The organism is Ideonella oryzae, from assembly GCF_024055665.1.
Classification (GTDB): Bacteria; Pseudomonadota; Gammaproteobacteria; order Burkholderiales; family Burkholderiaceae_C; genus Ideonella; species Ideonella oryzae.
The window spans coordinates 72,061-87,148 of sequence record NZ_JAMXMC010000007.1 but is presented as its reverse complement, the minus strand read 5'-3'; the positions used below and the strand labels follow the sequence as shown (position 1 = coordinate 87,148).

Here is a 15,088-nt window from a genome sequence, read left to right as displayed (position 1 = left end):
ATGGCCGCACAGCTGCAACTGCGCGAGCGGGCCACGCTGCTGGCCGACCTGCGGCAGATCGTGCAGGCCATGAAGAACCTGGCCCTGGCCGAGCTGCAGCGCCTGCAGCATTCCCAGCCGGCCCTGGCCGAGGCCCAGCGCACCCTGGAGGCCGCCTGGGGCCAGTTGGCGGCTCCCCCGGCCGTGGCGGGCTATCCCGCCGCGCCGCGCATCTGGCTGCTGATCGGCGCCGAGCGCGGCTTCTGCGGCGCCTTCAATGCCCACCTGGCCGAGGCGGCCGAGACCCTGCAGGCCACGCCGGGCCAGAGCGTCTGGCTGGCCGGCCAGCGTCTGGCCGAGGCCTGGCGGGCCAACCGCCCCGCAGACGCCGCGCCGGCCGGATCCACACCCCGCGTGCTGCCCGGCTGCGGGGCGCTGGACGAGGCCGAACCCGTGCTGGCGGCCTGGTTGCAGGCGGCCACCGACGCCACGGCCGGGGCCGCTGCCGCACCGGTGCCCTCTGTGTGGCTACTGTCCACCGGGCCGGCGGGCCTGCGCAGCCAGCGGCTGCTGCCGGCGCCCGGAGTGCCGCAGCCCTGGGACGGTGCGGTTGCGGGGGATCCGCCGCCGATCCAGCCGCCGCCGCGGGCCGCCGCGCCTCGCCTGGGCTTACCGCGGCCGGTGCTGATGGCCGCGGTGCTGCACCAGACGGTGCGGGTGCAGCTGCGGGCCGCGCTGGAGACCTCGCTGGTGCAGGAGAACCACGCCCGCCTGGCCCAGATGCAGCGGGCCCAGGACCATCTGGACGAGTTGGCCGCCGAGCTGCGCCGCCGCTCGGCCCGGCTCCGTCAGGCCGACATCACCAACGAGCTGGAACTGCTCACCGCCGCGCTGGGGCCTGGCGACGCGGCCTGAGCGCTGCCGTCAGGGGTCGCATGGCCCTGCGTCCGACTCAACAATTAAGCTGGCTAATAATTAGCTTTGCTAACTATTAGCAGACAAAACAAAGCCCGCCATGCTCGACGACGCCACCCTGATGCACCTGACCACCACGCTGACCCGCGTGGCGCGCAGCTACCGCGCGGTGGCCGACGAGGTCAGCAACACCTACGGCCTTTCCCACGCCATGGCCTGGCCGGCGGTGATGATCGGCCGCATGGGCGAGAGCGCCCGCCCGGGTGCCGTGGCCGAGGCCGTGGGCCTGGAGCCAGCTTCCCTGGTGCGGGTGATCGACCAGCTGGTGGCCGCCGGCGTGGTGGTGCGCCATGAAGACCCGCACGACCGCCGGGCCAAGGTGCTCAGCCTGACCCCGCTGGGCCAGCAGCAGGTCGCCCGGGTGGAGCAGGCCCTCCACGTGATGCGGCGTGAGCTGCTGCAAGGCCTGCCCGACGAGGACCTGCAGGCGGCCCTGCGGGTGCTGCTGCGCCTGGAGACCGGCGTGGCCGAGCTGCCCAAGGCCGCCGCGCGGGCCTGAATTCCGACCCCGAGGATCGCGCCCGTGACCTGGCCCACCCGCAGCGAGTGGCTGTACTCGCTCAAATGCTTTGCCGCGTCCATGCTGGCGCTGTACGTGGCCCTGAAGGCCGGTTTGCCGCGGCCCTTCTGGGCCATGATGACCGCCTACGTCGTGGCCAACCCGCTGGCCGGTGCCGTGCGGTCCAAGGCGGTGTACCGCTTCGGTGGCACCTTCCTGGGCGCGGCCGCCTCGGTGGTGCTGGTGCCCAATCTGGCCAATGCGCCGACGCTGCTGGCGCTGGCGCTGGCCCTGTGGGTGGGGGTGTGCCTGTTCATCTCGCTGCAGGACCGCACACCGCGCTCCTACGTCTTCATGCTGGCGGGCTACACCGCGGCCCTGATCGGTTTTCCCTCGGTGGAGCGGCCCGATCAGCTGTTCGACAACGCGCTGGCCCGGGTCGAGGAGATCGGCGTGGGCATCCTCTGCGCCACCCTGGTCCACAGCCTGGTGCTGCCGGCCGGCCTGAGCGCGCCGCTGCTGGGCCTGCTGGACCGCGCCCAGGGCGATGCCCGCACTTGGCTGGCGGACCTGGCGGCCCGGGCCCACCGCCGCGATGCCGGCGGGGCCACCCTGGCGGCCGACCGTCAGCGTCTGGCGGCCGACATCACCCAGCTGCGCATCCTCTCCACCCATGTGCCCTTCGACACCAGCCACCTGCGCTGGACCGAAGGCGCCCTGCAGGAGATGCAGGACCGGCTGGCCGGCCTGACCCCGGCCCTGTCGGCCGCCGAGGACCGCCTGCAGGCGCTGGAGGAGGCGGAAGGCCAGCTGGCGCCGGATGTGGTGGCGGTGCTCGATGCGATGGGCGAGTGGCTGGCGCTCCCGCCGCCGGACCAGGCCGCCGCCTGGCCCTGGCTGCAGGGCCTGCTCGACCGCCTGGGCAGCGACCCGGCCCAGGGCGACTGGTCGCGCGCGCTGCGCATCAGCCTGGCCACCCGGCTGGGGGAACTGCTGCAGGGCTGGCAGGCCTGCGGCGCGCTGCGCGCCGACATCGACACCGGCCTGACCGGCGCGGCGCCCGTCACAGCGCGTCGGCCCACGCTGGGCGCGCGGGTGCTGCACCGGGACCCGGGCATGGCCCTGCTCTCGGCCGCCGCCGCGGTGGTGGCCGTCTCAGGCTGCAGCCTGGTGTGGATCGAGACCGCCTGGCCCATCGGCTCGGTGGCCGCGATGATGGCCGCCATCTTCTGCAGCCTCTTTGCCGCGATGGACAACCCCGTGCCGGCCATCTCGGGGTCGCTCAAGGCGACGGTCTGGGCCATGCCGTTTGCCGCGCTGTACGTGCTGGTGCTGCTGCCGCTGGCGCACGATTTCGCCAGCCTGGTGCTGGTCTGTGCCCCGGTCTTTCTCGCCCTGGGCTGCCTGGCGGCGCGACCAGCCCTGGTCGGTCTGGCCTTCCCGATGATCATGGGCGTGGCCGGCTCGCTGGCCCTGGGGGACATCGCCACGCTGGACTTCCCCTACTTCCTCAACAGCAACCTGTCCATGCTGATGGGCATCGCGGTGGCGGCGCTGGTCAACCAGCTCATGCGCTCCGTGGGCAGTGGCGTGGTGGCCCGGCGCTTGCGCCGCGCGGCCTGGCGTGAACTGGCCGACCTGGCGGGCGCGCGCCGCGGCCTGCCCGACGAGAGCCACGCCGTGCGCAGCCTCGACCGCATCGGCCTGCTGGCCCCGCGCATTGCCCAGACCCCACCGCAGCAGCGTGACGACGCCGCCCGTGCGGCCCTGCGCGAGCTGCGCGTGGGCGCCGACATCGCGGTGCTGCAGACTCAGCGCGCCGCCGGCCGCGCGCCGGGGGCCCGGCTGCTGCTGGCGGGCATCGCCCAGGGCTTCCGGCAGTGGTCGGACCATGGCCCCAGCGCCTGGCCTGATGCCCTGCGCCGCGCGCTGGACCGGGCCCTCTTGCGCGCGATGCGGCCGGCGGCGGATGCGGTCGACCCCGCAGCCCTGGTCACCGCCCTGGTGGGCCTGCGCCGCAACCTGTTTCCCCGGGCCCCACGGACGCTGGGCGCCCCTGTCCAGGAGCCTGCCGCATGACCGGTGAATTCGATCTCGAGGGCCTGTACGTGCCCTGGCTGATGGCCCTGGCCTTGCTGGCCCTGGTGCTGAACTGGGGCCTGCGCCGCCTGCTGGCGGCCGTGGGCGTCTACCGCTGGGTCTGGCACCCGGCCCTGTTCGACATGGCGCTCTACCTGGTGCTGCTCTACGGCCTGCACCGGCTGACCGCGCAATTCCTGCTTTGAGACGGTGGTGATGACTCTGAAAACTCTGTTCACCCGCGAACGGGCCCGGCAGCTGCTGCGCCCGGCGACGACCCTGCTGATGGTGGCGGCGGCCCTGTGGGCCTGCCGCGGCCTGTGGGACCACTACGAGCTGGCCCCGTGGACGCGCGACGGCCGCGTGCGGGCCAATGTGGTCCAGATGGCGCCGGATGTGTCCGGCCTGGTGACGGCCGTGCCGGTGCAGGACAACCAGCCCGTCCATGCCGGCGACGTGCTGTTCGAGGTGGACCATGCCCACTACGCGCTGGCCCTGCGCGAAGCCGAGGCCGCGCTGGCCGCGCGCCAGGTGGCGCTGGCCCAGGCCAAGCGTGAGCGTGACCGCAACAGCGGGCTGGGCAGCCTGGTCTCGCAGGAGCAGCAGGAGCAGGCCCGCACCCGTGTCGAGGAAAGCAGCGCGGCGCTGGAGCAGGCCAAGGTGGCGGTGGATGCCGCGCGCCTGAACCTGCAGCGAGCCGAGGTGCGCGCCCCCACCGACGGCACCGTCACCAACCTGGACATCCGCGTGGGCGCCTACGTCAACGCCGGCCGACCCGCCCTGGCCCTGGTGGATGCCCACTCCTTCTACGTCGAGGGCTACTTCGAGGAAACCAAGCTGCCGCGCATCCACCTGGGGCAGGCGGTGCGGGTGACGCCCATGGGCAGCAGCACCGCGCTGCACGGCACGGTGGAGAGCGTGGCCGCCGCCATCGCCGACCATGACCGCGCCACCAGCGCCAACCTGCTGCCCGCGGTGAACCCCAGCTTCAACTGGGTGCGCCTGGCCCAGCGGGTGCCGGTGCGGGTGCGCCTGGACACACCCTGGCCCGACGGCACCCGGCTGGTGGCCGGGCAGACGGTGACGGTGCAGGTGGAGGAGGGGGCCGCCGCTGCGGGCCCCACCCACACCGCTCAGGCCCCCGCGGCCCGACCGGCGGAGTGAATCCCATGGGCCTGCGCTCTCTGGTTCCCGGCTCCTCGTTGGCCGCCCTCCTGCTGCTGGCCGGTTGCAGCCATGCCCCGGTCGGCCCCGACTACCAGCTGCCCTCCCAGGCGCTGGCCGCGCAGCCCGCCGCCAGCGCCCCCTTTGCCGAAGCGGCGTCCGCGCTCTACAGCCCCGAGCCCCTGCCGGCCGCCTGGTGGCGGCTGTACGAGGACCCGCGGCTGGACGGCCTGGTGCAGCAGGCCCTGGCCCACAACACCGACCTGCGCCAGGCCGTGGCCAACCTGGCCCGTGCGCGGGCGCTGGAGGCCGAGGTGGCCGGCGCCCAGCGACCCTCGGTGGGTGTCAATGGGGGCGTGGTCATGGGCCACAAGTCGGGGCTGGACTACCTGGCACCTGGCTACACGCCCAAGCCCGAATGGGAGACCGCCGCGGGCCTGGCCGTGTCCCTGCCGCTGGACTGGTTCGGCCAGTTGCAGCTCCAGGCCGAGGCGGCGCAGGCCAGCCGCGAAGCGGCCGAGGCCGCCACCGATCTGGCCCGGGTGCAGGTGGCCGCCGGCACCACGCGGGCCTATGCCGAGGTCTGCGCCCTGGGCCTGCAGCTGCGCAGCGCCCGCCGCTCGGTGCAGCTGCAGGACGAGGCCGTGGCCCTGACCCAGCGCCTGCACGAGGCCGGCCGCACCGGCGTGACCGATGTGGCCCGTGCCCAGGGCCAGCTGGAGCATCTGCGCGCGGCCCTGCCGCCGCTGCAGGCGCGCCGCCAGGGCGCGCTCTACCGCCTGGCCACGCTCACCGGCGCGCTGCCCCAGGCCTTGCCGGCCGGGGCGGCCGACTGCGACACACCGCCGCAACTCCAGGGCCTGATCCCGGTGGGCGATGGCGCGGCCCTGCTGCGCCGCCGGCCCGACGTGCGCCAGGCCGAGCGCGAGCTCGCGGCGGCCACCGCCCGCATCGGCGTGGCCACGGCTGACCTCTACCCGCACATCCGCCTGGGCCTGTCGGTGCAAAGCGGCAGCCCGGCCACCGACTTTCTGGGCTCGGACAGCGTGGGCTGGAGCCTGGGGCCGCTGATCTCCTGGACCCTGCCCAACACCGGCGCGGTGCAGGCCCGCATCGCCCAGGCCGAGGCCGGCACCGCGGGCGCGCTGGCGCACTTCGACGGCACCGTGCTGACCGCGCTGCGCGAGACCGAAACCGCGCTGAACGCCTACGCCCGCGAGCTGGACCGCCGCGCCGCGCTGCGTGCCGCCCGGGCCCAGGAGGCCACCGTGGCCGATCAGGCCCAGCGCCTGTACCGGAGCGGCCGCACCGGCTACCTGCCGGCGCTGGACGCCCAGCGCGCGCTGGCCAGTGCCGAGGCCGACCTGGCCGCCAGCGAGGCGGCCCTGGCCGACGACCAGGCCCAGCTCTTCCTGGTGCTGGGCGGTGGCTGGCAGCCGGAGGCGGCCGCGCCCCAGGCGGCGCTCCCGCCCGCATCGGGTTTGACGAGCCCCCGCTCGCCGGGTTAAGGTCGCACCCCATGACCTTGCGCACCCTGCTATCCCGCGAATCCAGCCTAGTGCTGGGCCGGGATCGGCTCGCGTGCACGCGCCGCTGACGGACCGTCCGGTCCCAGGCGCACCACCCCTCCCCTGATCCCGGCCTGCCAGCGTCCCGTCCCCTGACGGGCGCGAGGGAGGGCTGCGCGCATCCACACCCTGTCGTCCTGTCCTGCTGCGGCCGTGTCCGCGGCCGGGAGGGCAGGGTCATGCCCTGAGCCACCTCTGCCGAATCCGGGATCACGATGATCGACCACCCCGCCACCAAGTACCGCCCCTTTCCCGCCGTCGACCTGCCGCAGCGCCAGTGGCCTGCGCGTCAAGTCACCCAGGCCCCCGTCTGGCTGTCCACCGACCTGCGCGACGGCAACCAGGCCCTGTTCGAGCCGATGAACGTCGAGCGCAAGCTGATGTTCTTCGAGCGTCTGGTGGCCTGTGGCTTCCGTGAGATCGAGGTCGGCTTTCCGGCGGCTTCGCAGACCGACTTCGACACCGTGCGCCGCCTGATCGAGGAGGACCGCGTGCCCGAGGGCGTGACCCTGATGGTCATGACCCAGCTGCGCGAGGACCTGATCGAGCGCACCGTGGCGGCCCTGCGCGGCGCGCGGCGCGCCATCGTCCACCTCTACAACGCCACCGCCCCGCTGTGGCGCGAGCGGGTGTTCGGCCTCTCGGTGTCCGAGGTGATGGGCTTGGTGGACCACCATGTGCGCCACCTGCGCCGGCTGACCGATGCGGTGCCCGAGACCGAATGGGTGCTGCAGTACTCGCCCGAGACCTTCTGCATGACCGAGCAGCCGGTGTCGCTGCAGGCCTGCAGCACCGCGCTGGACGCCTGGGACGCGGGCCCGGGCCGCCCGGTCATCATCAACCTGCCGACCACGGTGGAGGTGGCCACGCCCAATGTCTTTGCCGACCAGATCGAGTGGATGGACCGCCACCTGCCGCGGCGCGCGCATGTAGTGCTGTCGGTGCACCCGCACAACGACCGCGGCACCGGCGTGGCCTGTGCCGAGCTGGCCCTGCTGGCCGGCGCGCAGCGGGTGGAGGGCTGCCTGTTCGGCAATGGCGAGCGCAGCGGCAACGTGGACCTGGTGACGTTGGCGCTCAACCTCTACACCCAGGGCGTGCACCCAGGGCGTGCACCCGGGGCTGGACCTGTCGGACCTGCCGGCCCTGGTGCAGGTGGCCGAGCAGTGCACCGCGCTGCCGGTGCACCCGCGCCACCCCTATGCGGGCGACCTGGTGTTCACTGCCTTCTCGGGCTCGCACCAGGACGCGATCAAGAAGGGCCTGGCCGCGCAGCGCCCCGGCGCGCCCTGGGCCGTGCCCTACCTGCCCATCGACCCGGCCGACATCGGCCGCAGCTACGAGGGGATCATCCGGGTCAACAGCCAGTCGGGCAAGGGCGGCATCGCCTACCTGCTGGAGCGCGACCACGGCCTGGTGATGCCCCGACGCCTGCAGGTGGAGTTCAGCGCGGTGGTGCAGCGCCATGCCGACGCCAGCGAGGCCGAGGTGACCTCGGCGGCGCTGTGGCAGCTGTTCAGCCGCCACTACCTGAGCCCGCAGGGGGCCGAGGGCGCGGTGACGGTCTCGTCCTGGGCGGTTCAACCCGGGCCGCAGGGCGGGGTGCAGGTGCGGCTGCGGCTGGCCATGGGCGAGCAGTGCTGGGCCGGCGAGGGCGAGGGCGCGGACCTGCTGCAGGCGGCGGCGCAGGCGCTGGCGCCCGGCCTGCGCCTGGGGGCGGTCAGCCGCTCAAGCACCGGGCGGGGCCGCGCAACCCAGCACTGGGTGCTGGTGGAGGGGGCCGCGGCCGGCGCGGCGGGCACGGCCTTCGGGGCGGGCCACGATGCCGAGGCCGAGCGGGCCACGCTGCAGGCCGTGCTGAGCCTGGCCTGCCGGCTGGGCTGCCTGGCCCAGCCCGCCGAGGCGGTGGACGCCTGAGGCGCGCTCAGCAGACGGCGGGCTCGGGCTGGGCCAGCACGTCCCAGGCCTTCAGGGCCTCGGCCGCGTACATCAGGGCCGGGCCGCCGCCCATGTAGACGCACACGCCCAGGGCCTCTTCCAGTTCGGCCCGGGTGGCGCCCAGGCGCACCAGGGCCTTGACGTGAAAGCCGATGCAGCCCGAGCAGTGCTGGGTGACGCCGATGGCCAGGGCGAGCAGCTCCTTGTGCTTGGCGCTGAGTGCGCCCTCGGCCAGGGCGCCCTGGGCCATGGCGCTGAAGCCGCGCATGGTGGCGGCCTGGGACTGGCGGAAGGGGCCGAGCTGGGCGTTGATGTCCTGCATCAGGCCGGTGTGGTCGAAGGTGCTCATGAAGACTCCGGCGCCAGGTCGGCGCAAAGTCCTCAATATACCCAATAGGGTATTTAGGGAATTCGATCCAGATCAGTGCCCCGCGGGGCCGCTGCGGGAACCCTCCGGCAGGCTGGCCACCCGGGTCAGGAAGGCGTCGCGGCTGGTGTTGCCGAACCAGGGGTGCCAGCGGCGCTGCTCGCCCACCGTGGCCACCATGCGGCCGCGGTGGGCGCAGCCGGCGAACAGCAGGGTCTCGTCGGGCAGGCGGAAGACCACGTCATGCACGCTGTCCCACAGCGACTGGGGCTGGGACGGGCGGGTCTGGTAGTGGCAGCCGTCGACGGCCAGCAGGTCGCCGCAGAACAGCCGGTCGCGCCAGCGAAAGCTCAGGCAGTCCGAGGTGTGGCCGGGGGTGGCCAGCACCTCGATGTAGTCGTCACCCAGCGGCAGCAGGGGCTGGGCCGGCGGGCGCTGCTGCACCCAGGGCGCGGCCAACTGGGCCAGCGCCGCCTGCTCGGCCGCGCTGTGCTGGGCGGCATGGGCATGGGTGCGCAGCACCCAGCGCAGCTGGGCACGCTGCTCGGCCAGCATGGCGCGGATCACCGGCACGTCGGCGGCGCGCGGGTCGATCACCACGGCCTCGCCCGTTTCGGCCTGGGTCAGCAGATAGCTCACCGTGCCGGTGGCCTCGTCCAGCAGCATGCGGAACAGCATGGTCCTCTCCCCCTCGTGGTCTCCTGCTCCGATTCTGGAGGGGGACTCAGCGCAGGAACTTGAGCCAGGCGAAAGCCAGCAGGGCCAGCAGGCTGCTCCAGCCGGAAAACAACCCGCGCCAGAGCCAGAAACGCGGCACGAAGCCCACGCCCCGGACCAGGCCGGCACACATGGCCCACAGCAGCAGCATGGCCAGGCCATGGTCGGCCCGGCCTTGCGCGTCGGTCATCAGCGGCGGGTAGACCGAGCCGGCCAGCATCAGCGCCACGCCCAGCAGCAGGCTGGGCCCATGCAGGCCGGGGCGGGCCGGGCCGCCGTCGCCCGAGGTCTCGGAGGCGGGGTTCACACGCCCCCCTCGTCGCTCAGGCGGGCCGCGGCGCGGCCTTCCTCGTTCTCGCCCCACATCGCGTTCATCACGGCCAGCAGGACCGCGAAGCCCACGCCCAGGATCCAGGCGAAATACCACATGGTGTTGTCCTTTCGGTGTTGAGGGGCCGGGCTCAGTAGGCGGTGTGCTCGTTGGCCTGGATGTGGGCCACGGTCACCTTGCCGCGCATCACGCGGTAGGCCCAGCTGGTGTAGAAGACGATGATCGGCATGAAGATCAGCGTGGCGAAGAACATCAGGCTCAGCGTCAGGTGGCTGGAGACGCTGTCCCACACGGTCAGGCTGGAGTTCAGGTCGGTCGACGAGGGCATGACGAAGGGGAACATCGCCCCGCCCGCCGTGCCGATCACGCCGGCGATGGCCAGCGCCGAGACGACGAAGGCGGTCAGCGTGGCGCCGGCCCGGGTGAGCAGGGCGGCGCCCAGCGCGCCGACGATGCCCAGCACCGGCAGGGCCCACATCGCCGGCCAGCGGGCGTAGTTGGCCCACCAGGCATCGGCGCTGCGCACCACCGTCTTGGCCAGCGGGTCGGGCAGGGCGGCCGGGTCGATGGCCGAGCTGATCGCATAGCCGGGGATGGCGCCGCTGTGCAGCCAGAAGCCCGCGCCCACGAAGGCCAGCACCATCACCACCGCCGCGCCCAGGGCCGCGTTCTGGGCCCGGGCCTGCACGGCCCCTTCGGTACGGTGTGACAGGTACACCGCGCCGTGCAGCGTGATCATCGCGCTGCTGACCACGCCGCTGAGCAGAGCGAAGGGGTTGAGCAGGGCCCAGAAGCTGCCGGTGTAGGTGGAGATCAGGTAGTTGTCGAAGTGGAAGGGCACGCCCTGCAGCAGGTTGCCGAAGGCCACGCCGAAGATCAGCGGCGGCACGGCGCCGCCGACGAACAGGCCCCAGTCCCAGGTGCTGCGCCAGGTGGGGTTGTCGATCTTGCTGCGGTAGTCGAAGCCCACGGGGCGGAAGAACAGGGCCCACAGCACCGCCAGCATGGCCCAGTAGAAGCCGCTGAAGGCGGTGGCGTAGACCAGCGGCCAGGCGGCGAAGATGGCGCCGCCGCCGGTGATGAACCAGACCTGGTTGCCGTCCCAGTGCGGGCCGACGGTGTTGATCACGACGCGGCGTTCGGTGTCGTTCTTGCCGACGAAGGGCAGCAGCGTGCCGACGCCCATGTCATGGCCGTCCATGATGGCGAAGCCGACCAGCAGCACGCCTACCAGCAGCCACCAGATGATCTTGAGGGTGGGGTAGTCCAACATGATGAAGTGACTTTCTCGTTCAGGCGTGGGCGTGCGCAGCGTGCACGGGTTCGTCCAGATACCGTCCGGTGCCCAGGCTGCCCGGGCCCAGGCGGGCGAACTTGACCATCAGGTACATCTCCACCACCAGCAGCACGGTGTAGAAGCCCACGAAGCCTGCCAGCGAGCCGTACAGGCTTTCCACGCTCAGCGTGGAGACCGACAGGTGGGTGGGCAGCACGCCGTAGATCGTCCAGGGCTGGCGGCCGTACTCGGCCACGAACCAGCCCAGCTCGCAGGACAGCCAGGGAATCGGCAGCATCACGAGGGCCGCGCGCAGCAGCCAGCGCTGCTTGCCGCACTGGCCCTTGAGCGTGCTCCAGAAGGCCAGGGCGAAGAGCAGCAGCATCGCGAAGCCGAAGCCCACCATCAGGCGGAAGGCCCAGAACATCGGGGTGACGTGGGGCACGGTGTCGTTGACCGCCTGGTCGATCATGGCGGGCGTGGCCTGGCGCACATCGGCCACGTACTTCTTGAGCAGCAGGCCGAAGCCCAGGTCGGCCTGGAAGCGGTCCAGCGTCACGCGGGCGGCCACGTCGTCGCGGTGGGCCCGCAGGGTCTCCAGCGCGATCACCGCCTGGATGCCGTTGACGATGCGTTCGCGGTTCTTCTGCTTGATCTCGTGGATGCCCGGGATGGTCTTGCTGACCGAGCGCGTGCCGATCAGGCCCATCAGGTAGGGGATCTCGAGCTCCCAGTCGTTCTTCTGGGCGGCCTCGTTGATGCCGGCCACCAGCTTCAGGCCGGCCGGGGCGGGCTCGGTCTCCCACATGGCTTCGATGGCGGCCATCTTGGTCTGCTGGGCCTCGCCCACGGTGTAGCCGGATTCGTCTCCCAGCACGATCACCGAGCAGACGCTGGCCAGACCGAAGGCGGCGGCCACGCGGAAGCTGCGCTTGGCGAATTCCACGTCACGGCCGCGCAGCAGGTACCAGGCGCTGATGGACAGCACGAACATCGCGCCGGTCACATAGCCGGCCGAGACGGTGTGCACGAACTTGGCCTGGGCGTCCGGGTTGAAGACCACGGTCCAGAAGTCCGTCATCTCCATGCGCATGGTCTGCCAGTTGAACTCCGCGCCCACCGGGTTCTGCATCCAGCCGTTGGCGATCAGGATCCACAGCGCCGAGAGGTTGGTGCCCACCGCCATCAGCACGGTCACCAGCAGGTGCTGCGTCTTGGACAGGCGGTCCCAGCCGAAGAAGAACAGGCCGATGAAGGTCGATTCCAGGAAGAAGGCCATCAGCCCTTCGATGGCCAGCGGGGCACCGAAGATGTCGCCCACATAGTGCGAGTAGTAGGCCCAGTTGGTGCCGAACTGGAACTCCATCGTGATGCCGGTGGTGACACCCAGCGCGAAGTTGATGCCGAAGAGCTTGCCCCAGAAGCGGGTCATGTCCTTCCAGACCAGCTTGCCGGTCATGACATAGACCAGCTCCATGATCACGAGCAGCCAGACCATGCCCAGCGTCAGCGGCACGAAGAGGAAGTGGTAGAGGGCTGTCACGGCGAATTGCAGCCGGGACAGGTCGACGAGATGATCCGAGATCACGGGCGGACTCCTTGGGGGGCGGTCGGACTGGCCACCGGGGCAGGGCCCGGGGCGATGTGCGCGGCCGCCATGTCGGGATGGACGGGCACCTGGACAGGACGGAAGAACACCCACCACAGCCCGCCGAGCAGGGCGAGCTTGAGCAGCACGATCCAGCTCAGGTGGCGGAGGAGGGGCCTGTCGTTCATGGCCGGTGAGGTATCAAGATGTGTGCCCGTTGCGTCACCCTGCGCAAGTCCTTGTCAATCAAGGGTTTGCATCCCCATGGTGGCATCCGGGTGGGCGCCGGACTGACGTTTCTGGCGGGTGTGACATAGTGCGTGGCAGTCGCTGTCATGACTTTGGCAGCGGCGCCTGCCATGAGCACCGACCAGTCTGCCCCATCGCCCCCTGCGCGCCTGGACGTCCCGGCCGAGCTGGTGTCCTTCATCGAGGGCCTGCCCGAGCCCCACATCCTGTTCGACCGCCAGTACCGCATCGTGGCGGCCAATGCGGCCTACCGCGCGGCCTTCGCCCCGCGGGGCACGGTGATCGGGCGCACCTGCTACGAGGTCTCCCACCACTTCAGCGTGCCCTGCGACCAGGCCGGCGAGAGCTGCCCCCTGGCCCTGTCACGCCGCAGCGGCCAGCGCGAGCGGGTGCTGCACCTGCACCACACGCCGCGGGGCGAGGCCTACGTCAACATCGAGCTGGTGCCGCTGCGCGATGCCCAGGGCGAGCAGGCCTTCTTCATCGAGAAGATGGAGGCGCTGCCGCTGGCGCGGGCCCAGCCCGCCCGCCAGGGCCTGATCGGCAGCGCACCAGCCTTCCGCGACATGCTGGGCCTGGTGGCGCGCGTCGCCCCGTCGGAGGCCAGCGTGCTGCTGCTGGGCGAATCGGGCACCGGCAAGGAGCTGGTGGCCCGCGCGGTGCACGAGGCCAGCGCCCGCGCCAACAAGCCCTGGGTGGTGGTGGACTGCGCCAGCCTGCCCGAGAGCCTGTTCGAGAGCGAGCTCTTCGGCCACGAGAAGGGGGCCTTCACCGGGGCCCACATGGCCCATGTGGGCCTGGTGGAGGCGGCCAGCGGCGGCACCCTGTTCCTGGACGAGGTGGGCGACATCCCGCTGGCCATGCAGGTCAAGCTGCTGCGCCTGCTGGAAAGCGGCACCTACCGCCGGGTGGGCAGCACCGAGCTGCGCCACGCCGATGTGCGCCTGGTCAGCGCCACCCACCGCGACCTGTGCGCCATGGTGGCCCAGGGCCGCTTCCGCGAGGATCTGTATTACCGGCTCAGCACCTTCCCCATCGCCCTGCCGCCGCTGCGCGAGCGCCTGGGCGACCTGCCGCTGCTGGCCAGCGCCCTGCTGGAGCGCCTGACCCCCGGCCGGCCGCTGAGCCTGGACGCCGGGGCGGTGCAGCAGCTGGCTCGCCACCCCTTTCCCGGCAATGTGCGCGAGCTGCGCAATGTGCTGGAGCGGGCGGTGCTGCTGACCGATGGCGACCACATCACCGCCGAGACGGTGGACCGGGCGCTGTCGGTGGGCCTGCTGCGGCGGTCGGCCCCCCTGCCGCCGCCGGGGCCTGTCGCCCAGCCCAGGCCAGCGACCGAGGGCGCCTCGCTGCGCCAGTCCGAGGCCCAGGCCCTGCGCGCCGCGCTGCAGGCCCACCAGGGCAGCCGCGAGGCCCTGGCCGCGGCCCTGGGCATCAGCGTGCGCACGCTGTACCGCAAGCTGCGGGCGCTGGACGAGGACGGCACGTCCGCGGGCTGAGTGCCGTGGTGTGCCGCCACCCTGCGGTCGCTCGGGACTTCTCCGGATCGGACAGGCCATGGACGGCCGGCGCGGCTATCCTCGTGGGGCTGGGCCGATGGGCGTCCCGGCATCCCGTTGGGCTTTCCCTGGCCACCGCAGAAGACACACACATGCCATCCCTGATCTTCCCCGCACCCGTTCCCGCCATCGCCCCCATCCAGGGCAGCGAGCAGGGCTTCCCGATCCGCCGCATCTTCTGCGTCGGCCGCAATTACGAGGCCCATGCCAAGGAGATGGGTTCGGTGGCCGACCGCGAGGCGCCGTTCTACTTCAACAAGGCCTCCGAGGACTATGTCGCCTCGGGCAGTACCGTGCCTTACGCCCCCGGCACCAAGAACCTGCACCACGAGATGGAGCTGGTGGTGGCCATCGGCGTGACGGGCTTCTGCATTGCCGAAGGCGAGGCGCTCAAGCATGTCTACGGCTATGCCTGCGGCCTGGACATGACCCGGCGCGACCTGCAGAACGCTGCCAAGGACAAGCAGCGCCCCTGGGACCTGGGCAAGGATTTCGAGAACGCCGCGGTGCTCTCGCCCATCGCGCCGGCCAGCGCCATCGGCCACCCGGTCAGCGCCGCCATCGAGCTGCGGGTCAATGGCCAGACCAAGCAGTCCTCCAACATCGACCAGATGGTGCACCCGGTGGCGGCCATCATCGCCCACCTGTCGCAGTACTACCACCTGCAGCCGGGCGACCTGATCTACACCGGCACGCCCGAGGGCGTGGGCCCGGTGGTGGCCGGCGATGTGCTCGAAGGCTCGATCGCCGGCGTGGGCACGATCGCGCTGACGATCGGCGCGGCCGAGTGAGCGCCTGA

Annotated in this window: 15 protein-coding genes and 1 pseudogene; 9 read left to right on the top strand and 7 right to left on the bottom strand. The window is 72.0% G+C overall.

The window, feature by feature from the left end; genetic code table 11:
- The 7 genes and pseudogenes from M0L44_RS13025 to M0L44_RS12995 all read left to right on the top strand — a co-directional run bounded on the left by M0L44_RS13025 (position 1) and on the right by M0L44_RS12995 (position 8,181).
- Positions 1–894, top strand: a complete 894-nt coding sequence (locus M0L44_RS13025) for a F0F1 ATP synthase subunit gamma (protein ID WP_252770126.1) — start codon at positions 1–3, stop codon at positions 892–894.
- A 100-nt stretch (positions 895–994) separates the two neighbouring features.
- On the top strand, positions 995–1,453 hold the full coding sequence (locus M0L44_RS13020) for a MarR family winged helix-turn-helix transcriptional regulator (RefSeq protein WP_252770125.1): 459 nt from the start codon (positions 995–997) through the stop codon (positions 1,451–1,453).
- Between the two features lie 24 nt (positions 1,454–1,477).
- Positions 1,478–3,532, top strand: a complete 2,055-nt coding sequence (locus tag M0L44_RS13015) for an FUSC family protein (RefSeq protein ID WP_354004130.1) — start codon at positions 1,478–1,480, stop codon at positions 3,530–3,532.
- On the top strand, positions 3,529–3,738 hold the full coding sequence (locus M0L44_RS13010; RefSeq protein WP_022980739.1) for a DUF1656 domain-containing protein: 210 nt from the start codon (positions 3,529–3,531) through the stop codon (positions 3,736–3,738). Before M0L44_RS13015 ends, M0L44_RS13010 begins: the two co-directional genes overlap by 4 nt.
- A 10-nt stretch (positions 3,739–3,748) precedes the next feature.
- A complete protein-coding gene (locus M0L44_RS13005; RefSeq protein ID WP_252770124.1) occupies positions 3,749–4,696 on the top strand; it encodes an efflux RND transporter periplasmic adaptor subunit in 948 nt (315 codons plus the stop codon).
- 5 nt (positions 4,697–4,701) lie between these two features.
- Positions 4,702–6,204 carry a TolC family protein gene (locus M0L44_RS13000; RefSeq protein ID WP_252770123.1) on the top strand — a complete coding sequence of 501 codons (1,503 nt, stop codon included), beginning with the start codon at positions 4,702–4,704 and terminating at the stop codon, positions 6,202–6,204.
- 275 nt (positions 6,205–6,479) lie between these two features.
- Positions 6,480–8,181, top strand: a pseudogene (locus tag M0L44_RS12995) (2-isopropylmalate synthase).
- Positions 8,182–8,188: 7 nt separating this feature from the next.
- On the opposite strand, the gene M0L44_RS12990 reads toward M0L44_RS12995, so the two are convergent.
- The 7 genes from M0L44_RS12990 to cydP form a co-directional block, all read right to left on the bottom strand.
- Positions 8,189–8,551 (bottom strand): carboxymuconolactone decarboxylase family protein, encoded by a 363-nt coding sequence (locus M0L44_RS12990; protein WP_252770122.1) that lies wholly within the window; start codon positions 8,549–8,551, stop codon positions 8,189–8,191.
- A 72-nt stretch (positions 8,552–8,623) separates the two neighbouring features.
- Positions 8,624–9,247: an MBL fold metallo-hydrolase gene (locus M0L44_RS12985; protein WP_252770121.1), complete on the bottom strand. Its 624-nt coding sequence runs from the start codon at positions 9,245–9,247 to the stop codon at positions 8,624–8,626.
- Between the two features lie 46 nt (positions 9,248–9,293).
- The gene (locus M0L44_RS12980) at positions 9,294–9,593 is read right to left on the bottom strand and encodes a cyd operon YbgE family protein (protein ID WP_252770120.1); all 300 of its coding nucleotides are present in this window, start codon (positions 9,591–9,593) and stop codon (positions 9,294–9,296) included.
- Positions 9,590–9,715 (bottom strand): cytochrome bd-I oxidase subunit CydX, encoded by a 126-nt coding sequence (gene cydX, locus M0L44_RS12975; protein ID WP_022980732.1) that lies wholly within the window; start codon positions 9,713–9,715, stop codon positions 9,590–9,592. Before cydX ends, M0L44_RS12980 begins: the two co-directional genes overlap by 4 nt.
- A gap of 32 nt (positions 9,716–9,747) precedes the next feature.
- On the bottom strand, positions 9,748–10,890 hold the full coding sequence (gene cydB / locus M0L44_RS12970) for a cytochrome d ubiquinol oxidase subunit II (RefSeq protein WP_252770119.1): 1,143 nt from the start codon (positions 10,888–10,890) through the stop codon (positions 9,748–9,750).
- 19 nt (positions 10,891–10,909) lie between these two features.
- Positions 10,910–12,481, bottom strand: coding sequence for a cytochrome ubiquinol oxidase subunit I (locus tag M0L44_RS12965; RefSeq protein ID WP_252770118.1), 1,572 nt, complete (start codon positions 12,479–12,481; stop codon positions 10,910–10,912).
- Complete coding sequence (gene cydP, locus M0L44_RS12960) at positions 12,478–12,669, bottom strand: cytochrome oxidase putative small subunit CydP (RefSeq protein WP_252770117.1); 192 nt, start codon at positions 12,667–12,669, stop codon at positions 12,478–12,480. Before cydP ends, M0L44_RS12965 begins: the two co-directional genes overlap by 4 nt.
- A gap of 171 nt (positions 12,670–12,840) precedes the next feature.
- Here cydP and M0L44_RS12955 point away from each other — a divergent pair, with 171 nt between their 5' ends.
- Both M0L44_RS12955 and M0L44_RS12950 read left to right on the top strand, forming a co-directional pair.
- Positions 12,841–14,229: a sigma-54 interaction domain-containing protein gene (locus tag M0L44_RS12955; protein ID WP_252770116.1), complete on the top strand. Its 1,389-nt coding sequence runs from the start codon at positions 12,841–12,843 to the stop codon at positions 14,227–14,229.
- 152 nt (positions 14,230–14,381) lie between these two features.
- The gene (locus M0L44_RS12950; RefSeq protein WP_252770115.1) at positions 14,382–15,080 is read left to right on the top strand and encodes a fumarylacetoacetate hydrolase family protein; all 699 of its coding nucleotides are present in this window, start codon (positions 14,382–14,384) and stop codon (positions 15,078–15,080) included.
- Positions 15,081–15,088: the final 8 nt, after the last annotated feature.

Excerpts from the sequence above, each read along its gene's own strand:
- M0L44_RS13025 (WP_252770126.1), top strand. The coding sequence starts at position 1 with ATGGCCGCACAGCTGCAACTGCGCGAGCGGGCCACGCTGCTGGCCGAC.
- M0L44_RS13020 (WP_252770125.1), top strand. The coding sequence starts at position 995 with ATGCTCGACGACGCCACCCTGATGCACCTGACCACCACGCTGACCCGC.
- M0L44_RS13010 (WP_022980739.1), top strand. The coding sequence starts at position 3,529 with ATGACCGGTGAATTCGATCTCGAGGGCCTGTACGTGCCCTGGCTGATG.
- M0L44_RS13005 (WP_252770124.1), top strand. The coding sequence starts at position 3,749 with ATGACTCTGAAAACTCTGTTCACCCGCGAACGGGCCCGGCAGCTGCTG.
- M0L44_RS13000 (WP_252770123.1), top strand. The coding sequence starts at position 4,702 with ATGGGCCTGCGCTCTCTGGTTCCCGGCTCCTCGTTGGCCGCCCTCCTG.
- M0L44_RS12990 (WP_252770122.1), bottom strand. The coding sequence starts at position 8,551 with ATGAGCACCTTCGACCACACCGGCCTGATGCAGGACATCAACGCCCAG.
- M0L44_RS12985 (WP_252770121.1), bottom strand. The coding sequence starts at position 9,247 with ATGCTGTTCCGCATGCTGCTGGACGAGGCCACCGGCACGGTGAGCTAT.
- cydX (WP_022980732.1), bottom strand. The coding sequence starts at position 9,715 with ATGTGGTATTTCGCCTGGATCCTGGGCGTGGGCTTCGCGGTCCTGCTG.
- cydB (WP_252770119.1), bottom strand. The coding sequence starts at position 10,890 with ATGTTGGACTACCCCACCCTCAAGATCATCTGGTGGCTGCTGGTAGGC.
- cydP (WP_252770117.1), bottom strand. The coding sequence starts at position 12,669 with ATGAACGACAGGCCCCTCCTCCGCCACCTGAGCTGGATCGTGCTGCTC.
- M0L44_RS12955 (WP_252770116.1), top strand. The coding sequence starts at position 12,841 with ATGAGCACCGACCAGTCTGCCCCATCGCCCCCTGCGCGCCTGGACGTC.
- M0L44_RS12950 (WP_252770115.1), top strand. The coding sequence starts at position 14,382 with ATGCCATCCCTGATCTTCCCCGCACCCGTTCCCGCCATCGCCCCCATC.